Source organism: Pseudomonas syringae, from assembly GCF_001698815.1.
Lineage (GTDB): Bacteria > Pseudomonadota > Gammaproteobacteria > Pseudomonadales > Pseudomonadaceae > Aquipseudomonas > Aquipseudomonas syringae_A.
Genome location: NZ_LGSI01000035.1, coordinates 74,777 through 89,864, shown reverse-complemented (window position 1 = coordinate 89,864; position 15,088 = coordinate 74,777). Strand labels below are relative to the sequence as shown.

Genomic DNA, 15,088 nt, shown 5'->3' with positions numbered 1-15,088 from the left:
CCTAAGCGCTGGCCAGTTCGCTTTTCTGACGACGGTATTCGCGCGGGGCAACCCCAAACGCATTGCGAAAAACCCGGCTGAAATGGGCTGCATCGTTAAAGCCCCAACGAAAGCATATATCCGACACCGAAAGGTGCCGATATTCAGGATTGCCCAGTTCGCAACGGCAACGCTCCAAGCGCCGCACGCGAACGTAACTGACGAAGCTGCTCCCCGCCGCCTCGAACAATTTCTGTATATACCTGGCTGATACGTGATGCTCGCCGGCAACACGTCCCAAAGAGAGTTCGGGATCAGCCAGATGTATGTCGATACCCTGACAAATTCGCTTGAAATGCAGCATTTTTGCCGTACCGCCAAAGTCCTGAACCCTGCCCTGCTGAGTCAGGTTCATCACCAAAAATTCAGCTAATGCAATTTCCACCGGTCGAAGCGTGGACGGGTCAATACTTTCAATGTTCTCACTCACGGACTGGAGCATATTGGCAAAGATGCGATTCACGCCGGTTTCGCAGGAAAGATAGCCCACATCAATCAACGTCGGGTTCAATACCCGCGAATGCACCAGATCCGGTGGAATTTTCACATACAGCATCTTGAATTCGGACTCGGCAGTCAGTGACATGTCCAGCCCCGTCGGCGCGTAAATGATATCCCCTTCACGGGCGGGTAAGTTCAGGCCTTTATAGCGCAATGAAAAAGTGCCCTCTATCACCAAAGCCAGCCAAATCGTATAAGGCTGATCAGCTGACTTTCCGGCAATTTCCAATGGTGTGCCAAATACTCTGGCAAACTCCACACCTTGGGGGGTAGACACACAATGGACATGACCTCGAAAACTGTCCGCTCCCTCCCTGTAAGTACAACCGGGCATATAGAGTTTATCCATGGCTCGTCGCCATATCTTCGCGCGCTCTACAATAGGGCAGTGTTCAGTTGAAGCTTTCCAAGATTCCACTTTTAACTCTCCTCACGTAATTCCGCAGATCCTTTTTGAGACGTAGTCGCGTTATGTCGTCAGTACTCGAGGTACCTTTGGGTCATCCGTGAGATGCAGATTTTGACGATGGCTCGCCCTCTGGGAGAGGACGCCATTGGCAAGCGGTGCGAATGAAATAGAGCAACTGAAAAGGCCCCAACTGCCAGCCAAAGCAAGGCTGAAACTTCTGAACAAATGATTAGCAAAGGCTGTGCCAGTTTTCGACACCAAGCCTCAGAACGACAACCCTGACTGGCCTTGGCAAGCTAGCAATTAAACGCTAAGCGCTGCGGCCAGTTGAACATAGATGTATTATCAATATCAGAGCCTACCGTCGTGTTTGGACAGTTCTACTGTTTGCGGGAAGTTCCTGCATGGTGCAGTTCATTAATCATTTGTTCGAGCATGGAACAATCCGAAGAAAAATCGAGAAACATTCTCATTAGAAGAATTATCAACTCGTGTGCCAATTTCGAATGGAAGATCGGCAGTGGATTGATCACTGCCTTTTATCCTCGTCACGCACCTTGAGTCGGAAAGTGTGAATATCTAAACTCAATCCAGCTGTCGTCGTCGATTTTTCAGCCATCCCAATAGACTGGAACAGATTCGACGCTGGGCTGTTAAGTCAACCGGCTGGCGGCGCAAAAGCTGATGCTCGCTTTCCAGAGTTATGACTACAGCACCTGCCCGATGGAGGAGTTCAATGAAAAGCGCTTGCAGAAAATATTATCCCTGCCCAAAGGAGCTATTCCCATGATGCTCCAGGTGGTAGGAATGCCTAGTGAGCATGCGATCTGGAATCCCCGATTACGCTTTCCTCTCGACAAAGCATGACGTGGTATTGACTACCGCGCGCGCCCAAGCGGGGGATCCTGCTCTGGTCCCACTGCCCACTGCGCTGCACCTGAGCCCAAGCGAGCGTAAGGCCGTCGCCGTGGCGCTGAACAAGCTCAAACCCGCGGATCGGCAGGCGGTGCTCAACGAAGCGGGGGAACGCTGTGCGGCCGGTGGAATCCACAAGCCAGCGGCGTATCTGATGAGCCTGATCCAGCGTGCGCTGAAAGGTGACTTTCGTCCTTGGGCAGGTCAGGCCGAACCGTCACCCATTGCAGAACCGCCAGCACCAACCCCCTCGCGCCCCATTCGAAAACAGGGCGACCCCGCATCCGCCCTCGCCCAAGCGTGCCTGAATGAGCTGCGCCAACTGCGCGGCAAACGCGGTGGACGTCAGTAGATTTGATGCCAGTGGCATCAAATCCATGGAGTTCCACTCTACGAACACGTCGGACTAAACTATGAAACTCTTAGGGAAAAGCCGGGACAGGCGCAACAGGTCAATCTACTCATTCGTCAATTCGCTACCCTCGACACGTTGACGCAATAGGCATCCAAGTACGAAGCACCAGACTCCAATGCGTGTTATCGCTTTGACTATCCTCGCCTGACTCAGGGCATCCAACGCATTCGCCAAAGAGTGCAGAACTATCTGTCTCCCTCCCGTGCTCAATCTCGCGATCCTGGTGACCTGATCGGTGATTCGGCGTTGGAAAGCGACAAGCTGCGGGTTCAACACCCAACAGCCCATCAACAGCGCCGTGGAGCGCGACAGCTTCAGTCGCAGCATAAAAAACACATTGATTGCTGTCACTTTTTGACGCTCATTGCACATAGCTCAATGAAAGACCCACGTCGGCCAGCCACTGCATGAGAATCCAACATGACCAGCCTGAAAGTTCGTTTGGGCAATCATTCAGCGCCATCGCCCTGGGTCGCACAAACGCCCTGTGCCACGCCCAAGACCCACCACCTCCGACTTTGGGTAGCGGGCGGTTTGACCGCTGTGGCCGCCCATTGCCTGCTGATACTGGCGATGCTCATGAGCCCTTCGACCAAACGACTCGAGCTGCTCAGCGCCCCCGCGGCACCGGCCAGCGTGCGGGTAACGATGATCGCAGCGCCCACCCCACAACTGCCTCCCGTGGCCGAGGCTGCGCCTGTGACGCCGACACCGCCTGCGCCGCAGGTCATGACCAGTGAAGCAGCCGAACGCGCTGTGGCAGCACCGCCGCCCAAGCCGACTCCGCCGAAACCGCCCAAGCCCGCCAAGCCACCACGCGCGCCAGTAGCACCCCACAAGCCAGCGCTGACGGAACCCACGGCCCAGCCGCCTGCGGCCCCAAACGTCCCGGCAGCGGCGATCACCGCACCGTCCGCCGACGGCCCCGAAAAAACCCTGCAACTGCCCGCGGCCGGCCCCAAAGACGTCAATACCATTGGTTGCCGCGTCCCGGCCCCCGAATACCCACGCAAGGCCAAACGCCTGAAACTCGAAGGCGAGACGCTGATCCGCCTGGTGGTCAATGCCCAAGGCAAGATCGATCAAGCCGAGGTCGCCCGCAGCGCCGGCAATGCCGATCTCGATGCGGCGGCGCGGCAGGCCGTGCTGGGCGCCTCCTGTACGCCTTATATCGAAAATGGCCATCCCGTGGCCGTACGCGCCCTGCAACCCGTCAGTTTCCGTCTAACCCGCTAGCACTCATTGTTTCAGAGGTAATCGAAGATGCAGGAATTAGGTATGAGTTACGCCTGGGCCCAGGCCGATGGCGTGTCGCGCAGCATCGCCGTGATCTTGCTGATCATGTCGGTGCTGTCCTGGAGCGTCATTGTGGTCAAGACCTTTCAGTTACTGCGTTTGCGCAGCATGACCGTGCGCGCCAGAAGCTGCTTCTGGCACGCCAGCAGCTTTCAGGAAGGTGTCGAAGCCCTGGGGCCACAGCAGGACAATCCATTCGTGGAGTTGTCGATCGCAGGCCACGCCGCCGACTCGCATCGCTTCCGGCGCAGCTCGGAATTGCACACTCAGTTCGACCTCAGTGACTGGCTGGCGCGCTGCCTCAAGGACGTGCTGGACGATCGCATCGCTCGCATGCAATCGGGCCTGGCGATTCTTGCGTCCATCGGCAGCACTGCACCCTTCGTTGGCCTGTTCGGGACCGTGTGGGGTATCTATCACGCCCTGAAGGTGATCGGCATCAGTGGGGACGCGTCACTGGCACAGGTCGCCGGGCCAGTCGGTGAATCGTTGATCATGACCGCCTTCGGGCTCTTCGTCGCCATCCCGGCGGTACTGGGCTACAACGCCCTGGCCCGTCGCAACAAGGCGGTGATCCACCAGCTCAACCGTTTCGCCCACGACTTGCATGCGTTCTTCCTGACTGGCGCCCGGGTCAATATCAGTGACACGTCACTGCACAAGGCAGCGGATAACGGGCAGCCTCTAACCCGCACAGCGATGGGAGGCGCGGTCAAATCATGAGTATGTCCGGTTCTGCTTTTGACAATGACGACGACCTCGTCACCGATATCAACATGACCCCTTTGATCGATGTGATGCTGGTGTTGCTGATCATCTTCATCATCACCCTGCCGGTCATCACCCACGCCGTGAAAGTCGATCTGCCACGCGGCGATACACAGAGCACGGTAAAAGAAGATGTCGCCGTGGACATCTCGATCACCGCCGATGGCAGCATCTTGTGGAACAAGGAACCGCTGGATGATCAGCAGCTCCAGCAACGGGTCGCCGAAAGCGCTCAACTTATACCGGCGCCAACCTTGCGGGTGTACGCAGACAAGGAAGTGCGCTACGACCGCGTCGCCCACCTGCTGGCGGCGGCTCAGGGCGGCGGCCTGTCCAAGATCGACTTTGTGACGCAGGCGATAACAGCACCTTGAACGCTGGTAGCGCATACCGCGGGGACGGCGATGACGCCATCGCCCGCTCCCGATGCGGGCAACTTCCTGGCGCTGACGCCGACCTGTGTCAGCGTTAAACCCCCGTGTTATTCTCCTTTTCGCGGCGCTTTCGCCGTCACCCCAGCCACCCGACACGATGATCCGGTCATCCCGAGACGGAGTCCCCATGACCGATGCAACCGACTTCGCCCCTGAACTGAACTCGTCCTGGAGCGCATTCCATGGTGACCCGCAACTGGCCGAGTTTCTCCTCAATCGCCTGCGCTGGCACGCCAAGGCAGGGCACCTGGAAGTGTCTCGCCGCCCCTACTGGCGAGCAGGCAAGGGCACTACCAGTGCGGCATTGGTCCACAACGCTGACCCGCAGGTTTTCGAACGTATCACTGGCCTCCCGTACTCCTTGGGGCTGGTACTGGAACTGGCGGCAGTACGAACGGTGGCCGAGGTCGAGCAGATTGCCGCCGCGTTGCGCCCGGGACTGGACACCGAGAATGTCGCGGCACGCGTGCTGCACAGCTGGTTTGTCGAACCCGCCAACCGCTGGCCGGAGTTGATCGATGACCCCGAGGTCAACCAGTTGCGCCTGGACTGGCTAAACGCATGCGAGCAATGGCTTTCGGACCAGCGCGAGGTCGATTGGCAAAGTCTCGCTGCCCGCGCCAAGGCCTTGATCCGACCAGAAGTGGTCCTGCGCACAGTCCAGAACAGCTTGCTGGAGATGTTTCAGAAGCTGTGTCCACCGCCACCTTCGAGCGAAGTGGATACCTGGATCAGCCTCACGGTGGGTGCCGGCGTGCATTGCAAGTTCATGGTCGCGCAGTCGGCCTTTGGCTGGACGGCATCCGACTTCGCCAAGGAAGTGGAGCTGTTCCAGTGGTTCACCGAGCGTGAGAAGCAGGAGCCGGGCGGCAAATTCAACGACGCCACGCTACGTGTTGCTCAAGCGGAATGGGCGCAACTGCCCAAGGACCTCGACTACATAGCCAAGGAGCACTATTTCTTTCAGCACACAGAGAGTGCGTTTACCCCCATCAACGCGCGACTGCGGGCCATTCTGGTGACTCACCTGAATGCATTGGGCACACCTGCCCGACGCTGACGTTCAGGCTGTTATATCGGCCTAACCAAATGATATTTCTCCAAAAACGCTGCGCTTGATACTGTGCCCCACGGCCTCATGTATAGGCCGTTTGGCGCATATCCACAGACGATACCAACTTGGCCTCGCTCTTGCATTCACGCCTTCGAACCTTCACCTGAACGCGGGTATGGCAGTCATGGCCAAGCAAGCATTGGACACATCAGAGTTGCTTGATGATGTGTTTCGCAGCGACTACCAATGGTTAACGCACAAGCTGCGTTATCGCCTGGGCTGCGGCGAAAACGCCGAAGACGTGGCCAGTGAAACCTTCACCCAGCTCGCCGCCCTGCCTCACCTCGACGAGGTGCGCGAACCCCGCGCGATGCTCATGACCATCGCCAGCCGGGTGGTTTATGAAGTCCGCCGCCGCCGTGACCAGGAACGCTCGCACCTTTACTACCTGGCGCAACGCCCTGATCGTCAAGCCGACTCGCCGGAGCGAAGGCAACTGCTGCTCTGCGAGCTAGATGCTATCGAGGCTGCCCTCCTGGGGCTCTCCGACAGGGCCCGACAGGCCTTCTACCTCAGCCAGCTCGATGGCCTGACCTACGCCGAAATCGGCCTGCGCCTGGGCGTCTCCGCCAGCATGGTGCGCCAGTATGTGGCTAAGGCCCTGGCGCAATGCCGAAGCGTCGCCCATCCCGACGGAAAATAATCGTCCACGCCACTGTCACTTTCCCCGGTTGATTGCACAAACAATGCAAATCATCTGAAACGGATCACCGTCGGTGAGTGACACGACTTCTTTCCCTGCGGGGCGCCCGAGCATTGCCGGGTTGATACTGCCTTACTGGCGCAGCGCCGATTGCTGGAAAGCGCTGGCAATGCTGACCATCGTGCTGACTATCAGCTTTACCACCATCTATGCCTATATCGCCCTCAATGATGTGCACGGCAAAGTCACCGATGCACTGATCAAGCTTGACTGGCCAACCCTCAAGCCGTTGCTGGCGCTAACGTTCGGTTACGGGCTGATCACGGTGCTGTTGCCCATCACCTCAACCATCCTGCAGGACTACCTGCAACTGCGCTGGCGCACCTGGCTGACCCATGGCTTGATTAAGCGCTGGACTGGCCACCTTGCCTACTACCAACTGGAGCGCGATGGGCTGCTGAGCAACGCCGACCAGCGTATCGCTGAAGATACCCGCGAGTTCGTCGAAAGCACGCTGCGTTTGTTCATCAATATCGTCAGCGTGGTGGCCAGCACGGTGTCCTACACCGCGGTGCTGTGGTCGCTGTCCGGGACTTTGGCGTTTAGCGTGCAAGGCGTCGATGTGGCCATCCCCGGCTACATGGTGATTGCCGCCTACGGCTATTCCTTTGCCCACTTGGTAGTGACCCATTGGCTGGGAAAACAGTTGATCGGGCTGAACATCCATAAACAGACGGTAGAAGCCGATTTCCGTTTCGCCGGTATGCAAGTACGCGAAAATGCCGAGCAGATTGCTTTTTATCAAGGCGGCCGGCGCGAGGGTGAACGCCTGTCAGAACGCTTTGGCCGAGTACGCGCCAATACCTTGCAGATCCTGGTTCGCACCTTCAAGGTGATGCTCGGACAGAGCCTGTTCTCGCATGTCTTCAGCCTGCTGCCGACCTTGCTCGCGCTACCGCTGTTACTGAGCGGCAAGATCAGCTATGGCGACATGGTGCGCCTGATCGGTGCCTACGGCATGTTGGTCGGCAGCCTGGCGTTCTTCCAGCAGGCTTACCAGAACTTCACCCAATGGATGGCCTGGACCAACCGCTTGCGCGACCTGCTCTGGTCGATCGACAAAGCGGACAACCAGATGCCAGGAATCTACCTAAGCACAGCACCCTGCGCATTGCTGCGTTGCACTGCACTGACGTTGCATTCACCGCAGCATCAGCCGCTAACCTACCTAAAATCCTGGCAAGTCAGCCCCGGTGAACGCTGGTTGGTGCATGGCCCTTCTGGCTGTGGCAAGAGCACCTTGCTGCGCGCTTGCGCCGGGCTATGGCCGTACGGCAGCGGCCACATCAACTTACCCGAACAGCGCCGCAGCCTGTTTCTACCGCAACGCAGCTATATTCCGGCCGGCACTCTCAAAGCGGCCCTGTGCTATCCAGCCGAACCCGAGCAATTCACCGATGCCCAGTGCCAGCAAGCGCTCGAAGACTGCTGCCTGGGCGACCGTCGTGATGCCCTTTCGAGCAGCGACCGCTGGCAGCAGGTGCTGTCGGGTGGCGAACAGCAACGCCTGGCCATCGGCCGCGTGCTGCTGCATCGCCCCGAGTTCATTTTCCTCGATGAAGCCACCAGCGCGCTGGATCCGGACACAGAAGCGAAGCTCTATCACGCGCTCATTGAACAGTTGCCCGACAGCGCCATCGTCAGCGTCGCACACCGCAAGGCCCTTGAGGTCTTCCACCCTCATCACCTGGACCTGGCTCGCGCTGGCGACCATTGATTCACCTCTGGAGATACCCATGTCCCACTCAGTCATCACCGTTTCAGAAGACTCGCTGAATGAGTATTTGACGGGCTCTGATCAGACCCTGTTGCTGGACCTTTGGGCGCCCTGGTGTGCGCCCTGCCGCGCCATGGCGCCTACCCTGGAACGCCTGGCCGAAGAGGCGGGCGAATACCTGGCGGTGCTCAAGATCGATATCGATGTTTTTCCTGCGGTGCGCGAGCGCTTTGCGGTGCGCGGCATTCCAACCTTGATCCTGCTCAAAGCCGGCGACGAACTGGCTCGGATTTCGGGGGCCCAGCCCTTGGCTAAGTTGCGCGAGTGGCTGGATGAAAGCGGTGCGGTATTACCGGCCAACAGCCCCGCTGCCGGGCGCACTGCGCAAGCTTGGGGCGCCTTTTATGGTGATGCCCAACTGCGTGATTTTCTTGTCACCCGGCTCAAGCAACATGCCGACAACGGCGACATCAAGGTCAGCAGAGCGCCTTTCTGGGTCGACGGCCAGGGCACTCTGTGTGCGGCGTTGGTACACAGTGAAAGCCTGCGAGTGTTCGAACGCCTGAGTGGCCTGCCGATCAATCTGGCGCCGGCTCTGGACTTCGTCAATGCCTGCGAAGAGCACCAGATGGCTAGCTTGTTTGATGGTTTGCGAGTCGATGCCGACGTGCGTCAGGTGCCTGTGCGTTTGCTTCGCCATTGGTTGAGTGATCCGCTGCATGACTGGACAGCGCTGCTGGCTGAGCCTGAGTTGGATACCCTGCGCTTGCAGTGGATTGCCCTGTGCGACCAGGTACTCGCCGGCCAGACCGTGCCGGCGTCAGTGTGGGCAACACTGGGTAATGCTTCATTGGCGTTGCGTAACCACCAACAGGACCCCTATCGCGAGCTGCACGACATGGTTGCACAGTTGCTCGCCAACCTATCGCCCCTGCCCGACATCGAAGATGTCTTGGTGTGGAGCGAGTCGTTCACCCTCGCCGCCAGGTGCAGTTTTCATCTGTTAATGAGCGCTGTTGGCTGGAGTGATGAGGAGCGTGCCATGCCAGGTTTGCGCAACCGCTGGTTCGAAACCCATGAGCGAGAGCTGGGAGGTTTCAGCAGTGAGCAACTCAGCGCGCATCGTGAACGCTGGCAGGCCGAGAATGCCGCCTTCATGGTCAAGGAGCAGGCGTTCCATGCGCACTATGGCGAAAACAGTAAGGTCGCAAACCAACGTTATATCTCGGTGTTAGCGGACTTGCTGGCCAACGCTCCCCTCTATCTACCCGCGTAACGCATCAGGAAGCTCACATGTCGACCTCACTCGAACAGGCTCCGGCGCAGCTTGCGGCCGCGGCTGAACAACTGCTGGATTACGCCCGCCAAAGTGGCGCCAGCGATGCCCACGTGCTGGTGTCCAGCGGTCATGGCCTGAGCCTCAATCTGCGCCAGGGCCGCTTGCGCGCGTGCCGCGCCGAAAGCCACAACAGCGTTAGCCTGACGGTGTATCGTGGGCAACGCCAGGGCACGACGCACTCAACTGATTTCAGCTCCGCCAGCCTTGCCGATATGGCCCGCGCCGCTTGCGACATTGCCACTCACACGGCGCAAGATCCCTGCGCCGGGCTACCCGATGCAAGCCTGATGAACCAGGCACCTGTCGACCTGCAACTGCATCACCCTTGGGCCGTTTCGGCCGAAGAAGCTCAGGCGCTGGCCGCACGCATCGAGCAAGGTCTTAGTGACCAAGGCCCACAGGTGCAGAGCGACGGTGCTTTTGTCAGTGCCTATCAGGCTTGCAGTTTTCTTGCTAACAGCCGCGGCTTTGCCCATGGCTATGCACAATCAAGCCACGTCTTGAGTGCCCATGCGCTGGCCAGCGAGGGGCAACGCCGCCATTTAAGCCATTGGCGCAGCCACGAACGACATAGCAAGCACCTGCAACTACCCGAGCAGGTCGGTGCCAAGGCTGCGAGTAAAGCGCTGGCTTATTTGGATGAACAACCCCTGTCCACAGGACGCTATCGGGTGCTGTTCGACCCCGACATGGCGATCAGCTTGCTGACGGACTTTGCCAGCGCCGCCAGTGGTCGTGCGCTATACACCCACAACAGCTATTTACGCGATCGTTTGGGTAGCCGGGTAATGGCTGAGCACCTGAGCCTGAGGGAAGATCCATTCCAGGTGGCTGGTCTGGGCAGCGCGCCGTTCGACAGCGATGGCCTTAGCGGTCAGCGCCGAGCGGTGGTCGAGTACGGGCGATTGCAGGGTTACTTCCTGTCGACCTACAGCGGTCGCCGCCTGGGTATGCCGTCCACCGGCAATGCCAGTGGCCCTTACAACCTGCGTCTGCATAGCCAACTCACCCGCGTCAGTGACGACTGGCACGCCATGCTCGCGCAACTGGACTACGGCCTGCTGGTTACCGAATTGGCCGGCGAAGGCACACGCCTCATCAACGGCGACTACTCACGCAGCGCCAAGGGCTTCTGGGTCGAGAACGGCGTGATCGCCCATGCCGTGACCGGCATCACCGTCGCCGGTGACTTGAACACTCTGCTCGGCGATATCCTAGCGGTCGGCAACGACGTCATCACCCGAGGCAACTTCAGCAGCGGTTCGGTACTGATCGCCCATATGCAAATAGGTGGGCGCTGAGCGCTCGCGGAGAATTCCAATGACTGATACACGGCTGACGATTGCCAGTGAACGATTGCTGGCACCTTACGGTGTAGACCTGAACGACTTACGCAATACCCTGGACCAGGTTATGGAGCACCAGGTTGATTTTGCCGATCTGTACCTCCAATCCAGGCGTCATGAGAGCTGGTCGCTGGAGAACAGCCAGGTCAGCGGCGGCACCTTCAGTGTCGACCACGGCTTCGGTTTGCGTGCCAGTGAACTGGACCAAAGCGCCTTCGCTTACTCGCAACAGATTACCCGCGAACAACTGCAAAAGGCCGCGTTGTCGGTGCGTAGCATTGCGGGCAAAGGCCGCAACATCAAGGTGGCGATGCCTGAGCAGCCTGTATTGACGCGTCCAAGTTACGGCACCGACGATCCGCTGCCGGTATTGGCGTCCGCTGCCAAGGTGGCGCTGTTGGAACGGATCGAGCAACTGGCGCGCGCGGTCGATCCACGGGTCAGCCGTGCGGGCGCGACGCTTGAACTGACCCACGAAGCAATGATGGTGATGCGTCACGACGGCCGTCTGGCTGCCGATGTACGCCCGCTGCTGATGCTGCATTTGTGGGTGGTGGTCGAACACCATGGCCGTCGCGAAAGTGCCAGCGGCGGTATGGGTGGACGCAACGGTTTCGAGCACATTGAGATGTCATTGGTTGAGGCTGAAGTCCGTCGTGTGGTCGATAGCGCCCTGACTAATCTGGATGCCATCCAGGCTCCCTCCGGGCAGTTGCCGGTGGTGCTCGCCAGCGGTTGGCCCGGAATGCTCCTGCACGAAGCAATGGGCCACGGTTTTGAAGGAGACTTCAATCGAATGGGCAGTTCGGTTTATGCGTCGCAGATGGACAAGAGGGTGGCGGCTCCCGGGGTGACCATTATCGATGACGCTACGGTGCCGGGTGCCCGTGGTTCGTTGAATATCGACGATGAAGGTGAGCCAGGACAGCGCACCACGCTGATCGAAAACGGTGTTCTGCGCAGCTACATGCACGATGACCTCAATGCCCGCCTGATGGGGCAAAGCGTCACCGGCAACGGACGGCGACAGTCCTATGCCCACCTGCCAATGCCTCGAATGACCAACACCTTCATGCAGCCCGGCCCCTACGCCGCAGAGGAGATCATTGCCTCGGTCAAACATGGTGTGTACCTGGCCGATCTGGGCAGCGGCCAGGTGGACATCGTCAGTGGCCAGTTCAGCTTCCAGAGCGCCCTGGCCTGGTTGATCGAAGACGGTCGGCTGACCACTCCTATTCGCGGAGCCACGCTGACGGGTAGCGGTCCGCAGACCCTGCGCCAGATCAGCATGGTTGGCAACGACCTGGCCTTGGATCGCGGTCTGGCGTTATGCGGCAAGGCTGGCCAAAGCGTGCCGGTCGGGGTCGGTCAGCCAACGCTGAAGATTGATGGATTACTAGTGGGCGGTACGGCCTGAACAACAGGACTCAATAAAAGAATATTGACGACCCGCTGTCACTTTTTATTTCTGATTGCACATTAATAACAACTGCACTGCGCGGCAGGCGAACTTTCTAATAATTCAAAGGGGGGAGTTATACATGGAAAACTTATCCGGATTCAGGACTGTTCGACCGTTACCACTGGCACTTGGTATCTCCTTGGCATTGGGCAGTTTTAGTTTCATCCCTAAAGTTATGGCGGCGCCTGCAACAGCAAATATTACCCAACAAAGTCGCTATGACTTGCCTGTCGATACGTTGCAGCAAACGCTCAACCGTATCAGCCAGAAAAGCGGCGTAAGCATTGAATTACGCCTGACGGACATCAGCGCTTACCGTTCGCCCGCTATCAGCGGCAACTTGAGCGCTGTCCAGGCATTGGCGGCGGCTCTAGCGGCAACCCCGTTGCGCTCCAGCCTTGCGGCCAACGGCAATCTGGTGGTCGATGCCCCTGCTAGCGCTGCGAGTAACCCGGCTGATGCGGGTGCCGCAGTCCTGCCGGCGATTGCCGTCGAAAGCACAACGGATGACGACTACACCGCCAGCGAGTCCAGCAGTGCCTTGCGCACCAATACTTCGCTGCAGGAAACCCCGCAGTCGGTGAAAAGCATCACCCACAAAGTGATCGCCGATCGCCAGGCCACCAGCATCGAAGACGCCCTGCGCAATTCCGCTGGCGTGGTCGATCAAAAGGGCAACCGTGGCAATTCGGTGTATTTCATCCGCGGCTATGAAGTCACTCAGACTTCCACCGATGGCGTGACCACGCCGGAGACTCGCAATGGCTTGGTGATACCGTCCACCCCAATTGATGGCGTCGAAGGACTGGAAGTCATCAAGGGCCCAGCGGCTGTTATGTCGGGCAGTTCCTCGCCTGGCGGCACTATCAATATCATCCGCAAGGCACCGGTGACCGATCCGCTGCACGTAATTCGCGGCGAAGTGACAGATCGTGGTGAATACAAGACCGCCATCGACTTGGGCGGAGCCTTGACCGACGACAAGGCGTGGAGCTATCGCCTCAACGTCGCCCGTACTCGCTCCAGCGAAACCTACCCTGATTACAACGGTTCGCGGGCCGATTTCGTGGCGCCGGTAATTGCCTGGAAAGGCGACTCGACGCGCATCAAGGTCGGTGCCGAGTTCAGTGATACCCGCGCCGCCCAGGGTCTGGCGGGAACTTACTACGACACCACGTTGCAAAAAATTCGCAAACTCTCGACCTACCGCATGGGCGACAAAGACGATCACATTTCCGGGGTATCGAAAACAGGCTACTACGAGCTGTCCCAAGACTTGGTAGAGGGCTGGACCTTCAACAGCAAGGCTACCTACGGCGACACCAAAATGAGCTTCAAGATCAACGAGCCCTTCGCGATCCTTCCCGACGGCCAACAGATCGCTCACCAATTCTCCTCAGTGGATACCACTCGCTACTGGAGCACCCAGAACGACGTGCGCGGCACCTTCAATACCGGACCGGTCAAGCAAGAAGTGCTGTTGGGTGTCGACTACATGCACAGTAATAACACCCAGTACGAGTTCAATGATGGCGCTATCGATGTCGATGGCAACGTCCTGGATAAAAGCAGCCTTGATTATCCGCACATCCCAACTGCCAAGGACAAATCCTACGACTCCCGCAATATCCAACGCGGACTGATCATTCAGGACCAAATCACTATTCTGGAAAAACTGCACCTGCTGTTTGCGGGCAAGGAGTCGGTGTGGGAAAACCAGAACAACATCGTAGGTTCAGGCTCGTCATCGTTTCGACAGACCAAATGGGTACCCAACTACGGTATCGCTTATGATCTGACCCCGGAAATCACCGCGTACGCCAATCTTATGCACGGCTTTTCTGGCAGCTACAACATCGACAGATTCGGTAATGCGTTAGCGCCCAGCAGCAGCAAGTCCAAGGAAGTCGGCCTCAAGTTTAGCCTGCTGGATGACCGTATTACCATCACCACAGCGTTGTTCGATATCGAACAGACCAACGTGCCGCTGTCAGACCTGACCGGTCAGTACATCGGTTCCGAAGGCCGGCACAGTAAAGGCTTCGACCTGGACCTGAACGGCGAAATCCTTCCTGGCTGGAACCTCACTGCCAGCTACACGTATTCAAAGTTCAGCGATCCCTCTGAGGTCAACGGCCAGGTCAACAAGGTTACCGGACAGCCGAAAAACTCGGCCAATATCTGGACTTCCTATGAGTTGCAGACGGGCCTGCTGAAAGGCCTGGGCGCAGGGATTGGTGTCACCGCTGCAAGTGACATGGTCAACGGCTACCGCACCAGTGCCTACTACGACGTCGGCGGCTACGCGCAAACCGATATCTCGGTTTTCTACCATCAGAAGGACTGGTCATTGAACCTGGGCGTTAAAAACCTGTTTGACCGTGATATTTACTCTTACAGCACCGCAACGACTTGGATGGGTGTCAAGGATGGGAGAACTGCGCGTTTGACAGCAGAATATCGTTTCTGAATTGACTGCAACAAACTCGGACTGCTTTGCAGAACAGTCTAACTATATTCACTTCAATATAGTTTACACTCCAGAAACATGGCACGCCGTTGATTTTGTCTAACGAATTTCGACATTTCAATTGGACGCTACGACGGCGGCCAAATCTCAGATGTGGATG

12 protein-coding genes and 2 pseudogenes are annotated in these 15,088 nt (G+C 58.2%); 13 read left to right on the top strand and 1 reads right to left on the bottom strand.

All coding sequences use genetic code 11. The features are described 5' to 3' along the window. Position 1: 1 nt before the first annotated feature. The gene (locus AFK24_RS09720; RefSeq protein ID WP_080482099.1) at positions 2–889 is read right to left on the bottom strand and encodes a helix-turn-helix domain-containing protein; all 888 of its coding nucleotides are present in this window, start codon (positions 887–889) and stop codon (positions 2–4) included. Positions 890–1,633: 744 nt separating this feature from the next. On the opposite strand from AFK24_RS09720, the gene AFK24_RS09715 reads away from it, so the two are divergent. The 13 genes and pseudogenes from AFK24_RS09715 to AFK24_RS09655 all read left to right on the top strand — a co-directional run bounded on the left by AFK24_RS09715 (position 1,634) and on the right by AFK24_RS09655 (position 14,928). After that, positions 1,634–1,816, top strand: coding sequence for a nitroreductase family protein (locus AFK24_RS09715; protein WP_065833036.1), 183 nt, complete (start codon positions 1,634–1,636; stop codon positions 1,814–1,816). Positions 1,817–1,871: 55 nt separating this feature from the next. Then, positions 1,872–2,216, top strand: a pseudogene (locus AFK24_RS09710) (STY4528 family pathogenicity island replication protein); the annotation flags it as partial. A gap of 174 nt (positions 2,217–2,390) precedes the next feature. Beyond that, a pseudogene (locus AFK24_RS29820) lies at positions 2,391–2,690 on the top strand (RAQPRD family integrative conjugative element protein); the annotation flags it as partial. A 9-nt stretch (positions 2,691–2,699) separates the two neighbouring features. Beyond that, the gene (locus AFK24_RS09700; RefSeq protein WP_080482097.1) at positions 2,700–3,515 is read left to right on the top strand and encodes an energy transducer TonB; all 816 of its coding nucleotides are present in this window, start codon (positions 2,700–2,702) and stop codon (positions 3,513–3,515) included. 42 nt (positions 3,516–3,557) lie between these two features. Further along, entirely contained in the window at positions 3,558–4,298 is a 741-nt protein-coding gene (locus tag AFK24_RS09695) for a MotA/TolQ/ExbB proton channel family protein (protein WP_240500367.1), read from the top strand. Then, the gene (locus AFK24_RS09690) at positions 4,295–4,717 is read left to right on the top strand and encodes an ExbD/TolR family protein (protein WP_080482096.1); all 423 of its coding nucleotides are present in this window, start codon (positions 4,295–4,297) and stop codon (positions 4,715–4,717) included. Before AFK24_RS09695 ends, AFK24_RS09690 begins: the two co-directional genes overlap by 4 nt. A gap of 187 nt (positions 4,718–4,904) precedes the next feature. After that, positions 4,905–5,837, top strand: coding sequence for a hypothetical protein (locus AFK24_RS09685; RefSeq protein ID WP_065833031.1), 933 nt, complete (start codon positions 4,905–4,907; stop codon positions 5,835–5,837). A 178-nt stretch (positions 5,838–6,015) separates the two neighbouring features. Continuing rightward, positions 6,016–6,534: a sigma-70 family RNA polymerase sigma factor gene (locus tag AFK24_RS09680; RefSeq protein WP_065833052.1), complete on the top strand. Its 519-nt coding sequence runs from the start codon at positions 6,016–6,018 to the stop codon at positions 6,532–6,534. Between the two features lie 73 nt (positions 6,535–6,607). After that, positions 6,608–8,311: an ABC transporter ATP-binding protein/permease gene (locus tag AFK24_RS09675; RefSeq protein WP_065833030.1), complete on the top strand. Its 1,704-nt coding sequence runs from the start codon at positions 6,608–6,610 to the stop codon at positions 8,309–8,311. A 19-nt stretch (positions 8,312–8,330) separates the two neighbouring features. Continuing rightward, complete coding sequence (locus tag AFK24_RS09670) at positions 8,331–9,587, top strand: thioredoxin family protein (protein WP_065833029.1); 1,257 nt, start codon at positions 8,331–8,333, stop codon at positions 9,585–9,587. Positions 9,588–9,604: 17 nt separating this feature from the next. Then, positions 9,605–10,951: a TldD/PmbA family protein gene (locus AFK24_RS09665; protein ID WP_065833028.1), complete on the top strand. Its 1,347-nt coding sequence runs from the start codon at positions 9,605–9,607 to the stop codon at positions 10,949–10,951. A gap of 19 nt (positions 10,952–10,970) precedes the next feature. Beyond that, positions 10,971–12,413, top strand: a complete 1,443-nt coding sequence (gene tldD, locus AFK24_RS09660; RefSeq protein ID WP_065833027.1) for a metalloprotease TldD — start codon at positions 10,971–10,973, stop codon at positions 12,411–12,413. Positions 12,414–12,537: 124 nt separating this feature from the next. Further along, positions 12,538–14,928, top strand: coding sequence for a TonB-dependent siderophore receptor (locus AFK24_RS09655; RefSeq protein ID WP_065833026.1), 2,391 nt, complete (start codon positions 12,538–12,540; stop codon positions 14,926–14,928). Positions 14,929–15,088: the final 160 nt, after the last annotated feature.

Coding starts and splice junctions, on each gene's coding strand:
- AFK24_RS09720 (WP_080482099.1), bottom strand. CDS start 889: ATGGATAAACTCTATATGCCCGGTTGTACTTACAGGGAGGGAGCGGAC.
- AFK24_RS09715 (WP_065833036.1), top strand. CDS start 1,634: ATGCTCGCTTTCCAGAGTTATGACTACAGCACCTGCCCGATGGAGGAG.
- AFK24_RS09700 (WP_080482097.1), top strand. CDS start 2,700: ATGACCAGCCTGAAAGTTCGTTTGGGCAATCATTCAGCGCCATCGCCC.
- AFK24_RS09695 (WP_240500367.1), top strand. CDS start 3,558: ATGAGTTACGCCTGGGCCCAGGCCGATGGCGTGTCGCGCAGCATCGCC.
- AFK24_RS09690 (WP_080482096.1), top strand. CDS start 4,295: ATGAGTATGTCCGGTTCTGCTTTTGACAATGACGACGACCTCGTCACC.
- AFK24_RS09685 (WP_065833031.1), top strand. CDS start 4,905: ATGACCGATGCAACCGACTTCGCCCCTGAACTGAACTCGTCCTGGAGC.
- AFK24_RS09680 (WP_065833052.1), top strand. CDS start 6,016: ATGGCCAAGCAAGCATTGGACACATCAGAGTTGCTTGATGATGTGTTT.
- AFK24_RS09670 (WP_065833029.1), top strand. CDS start 8,331: ATGTCCCACTCAGTCATCACCGTTTCAGAAGACTCGCTGAATGAGTAT.
- AFK24_RS09665 (WP_065833028.1), top strand. CDS start 9,605: ATGTCGACCTCACTCGAACAGGCTCCGGCGCAGCTTGCGGCCGCGGCT.
- tldD (WP_065833027.1), top strand. CDS start 10,971: ATGACTGATACACGGCTGACGATTGCCAGTGAACGATTGCTGGCACCT.
- AFK24_RS09655 (WP_065833026.1), top strand. CDS start 12,538: ATGGAAAACTTATCCGGATTCAGGACTGTTCGACCGTTACCACTGGCA.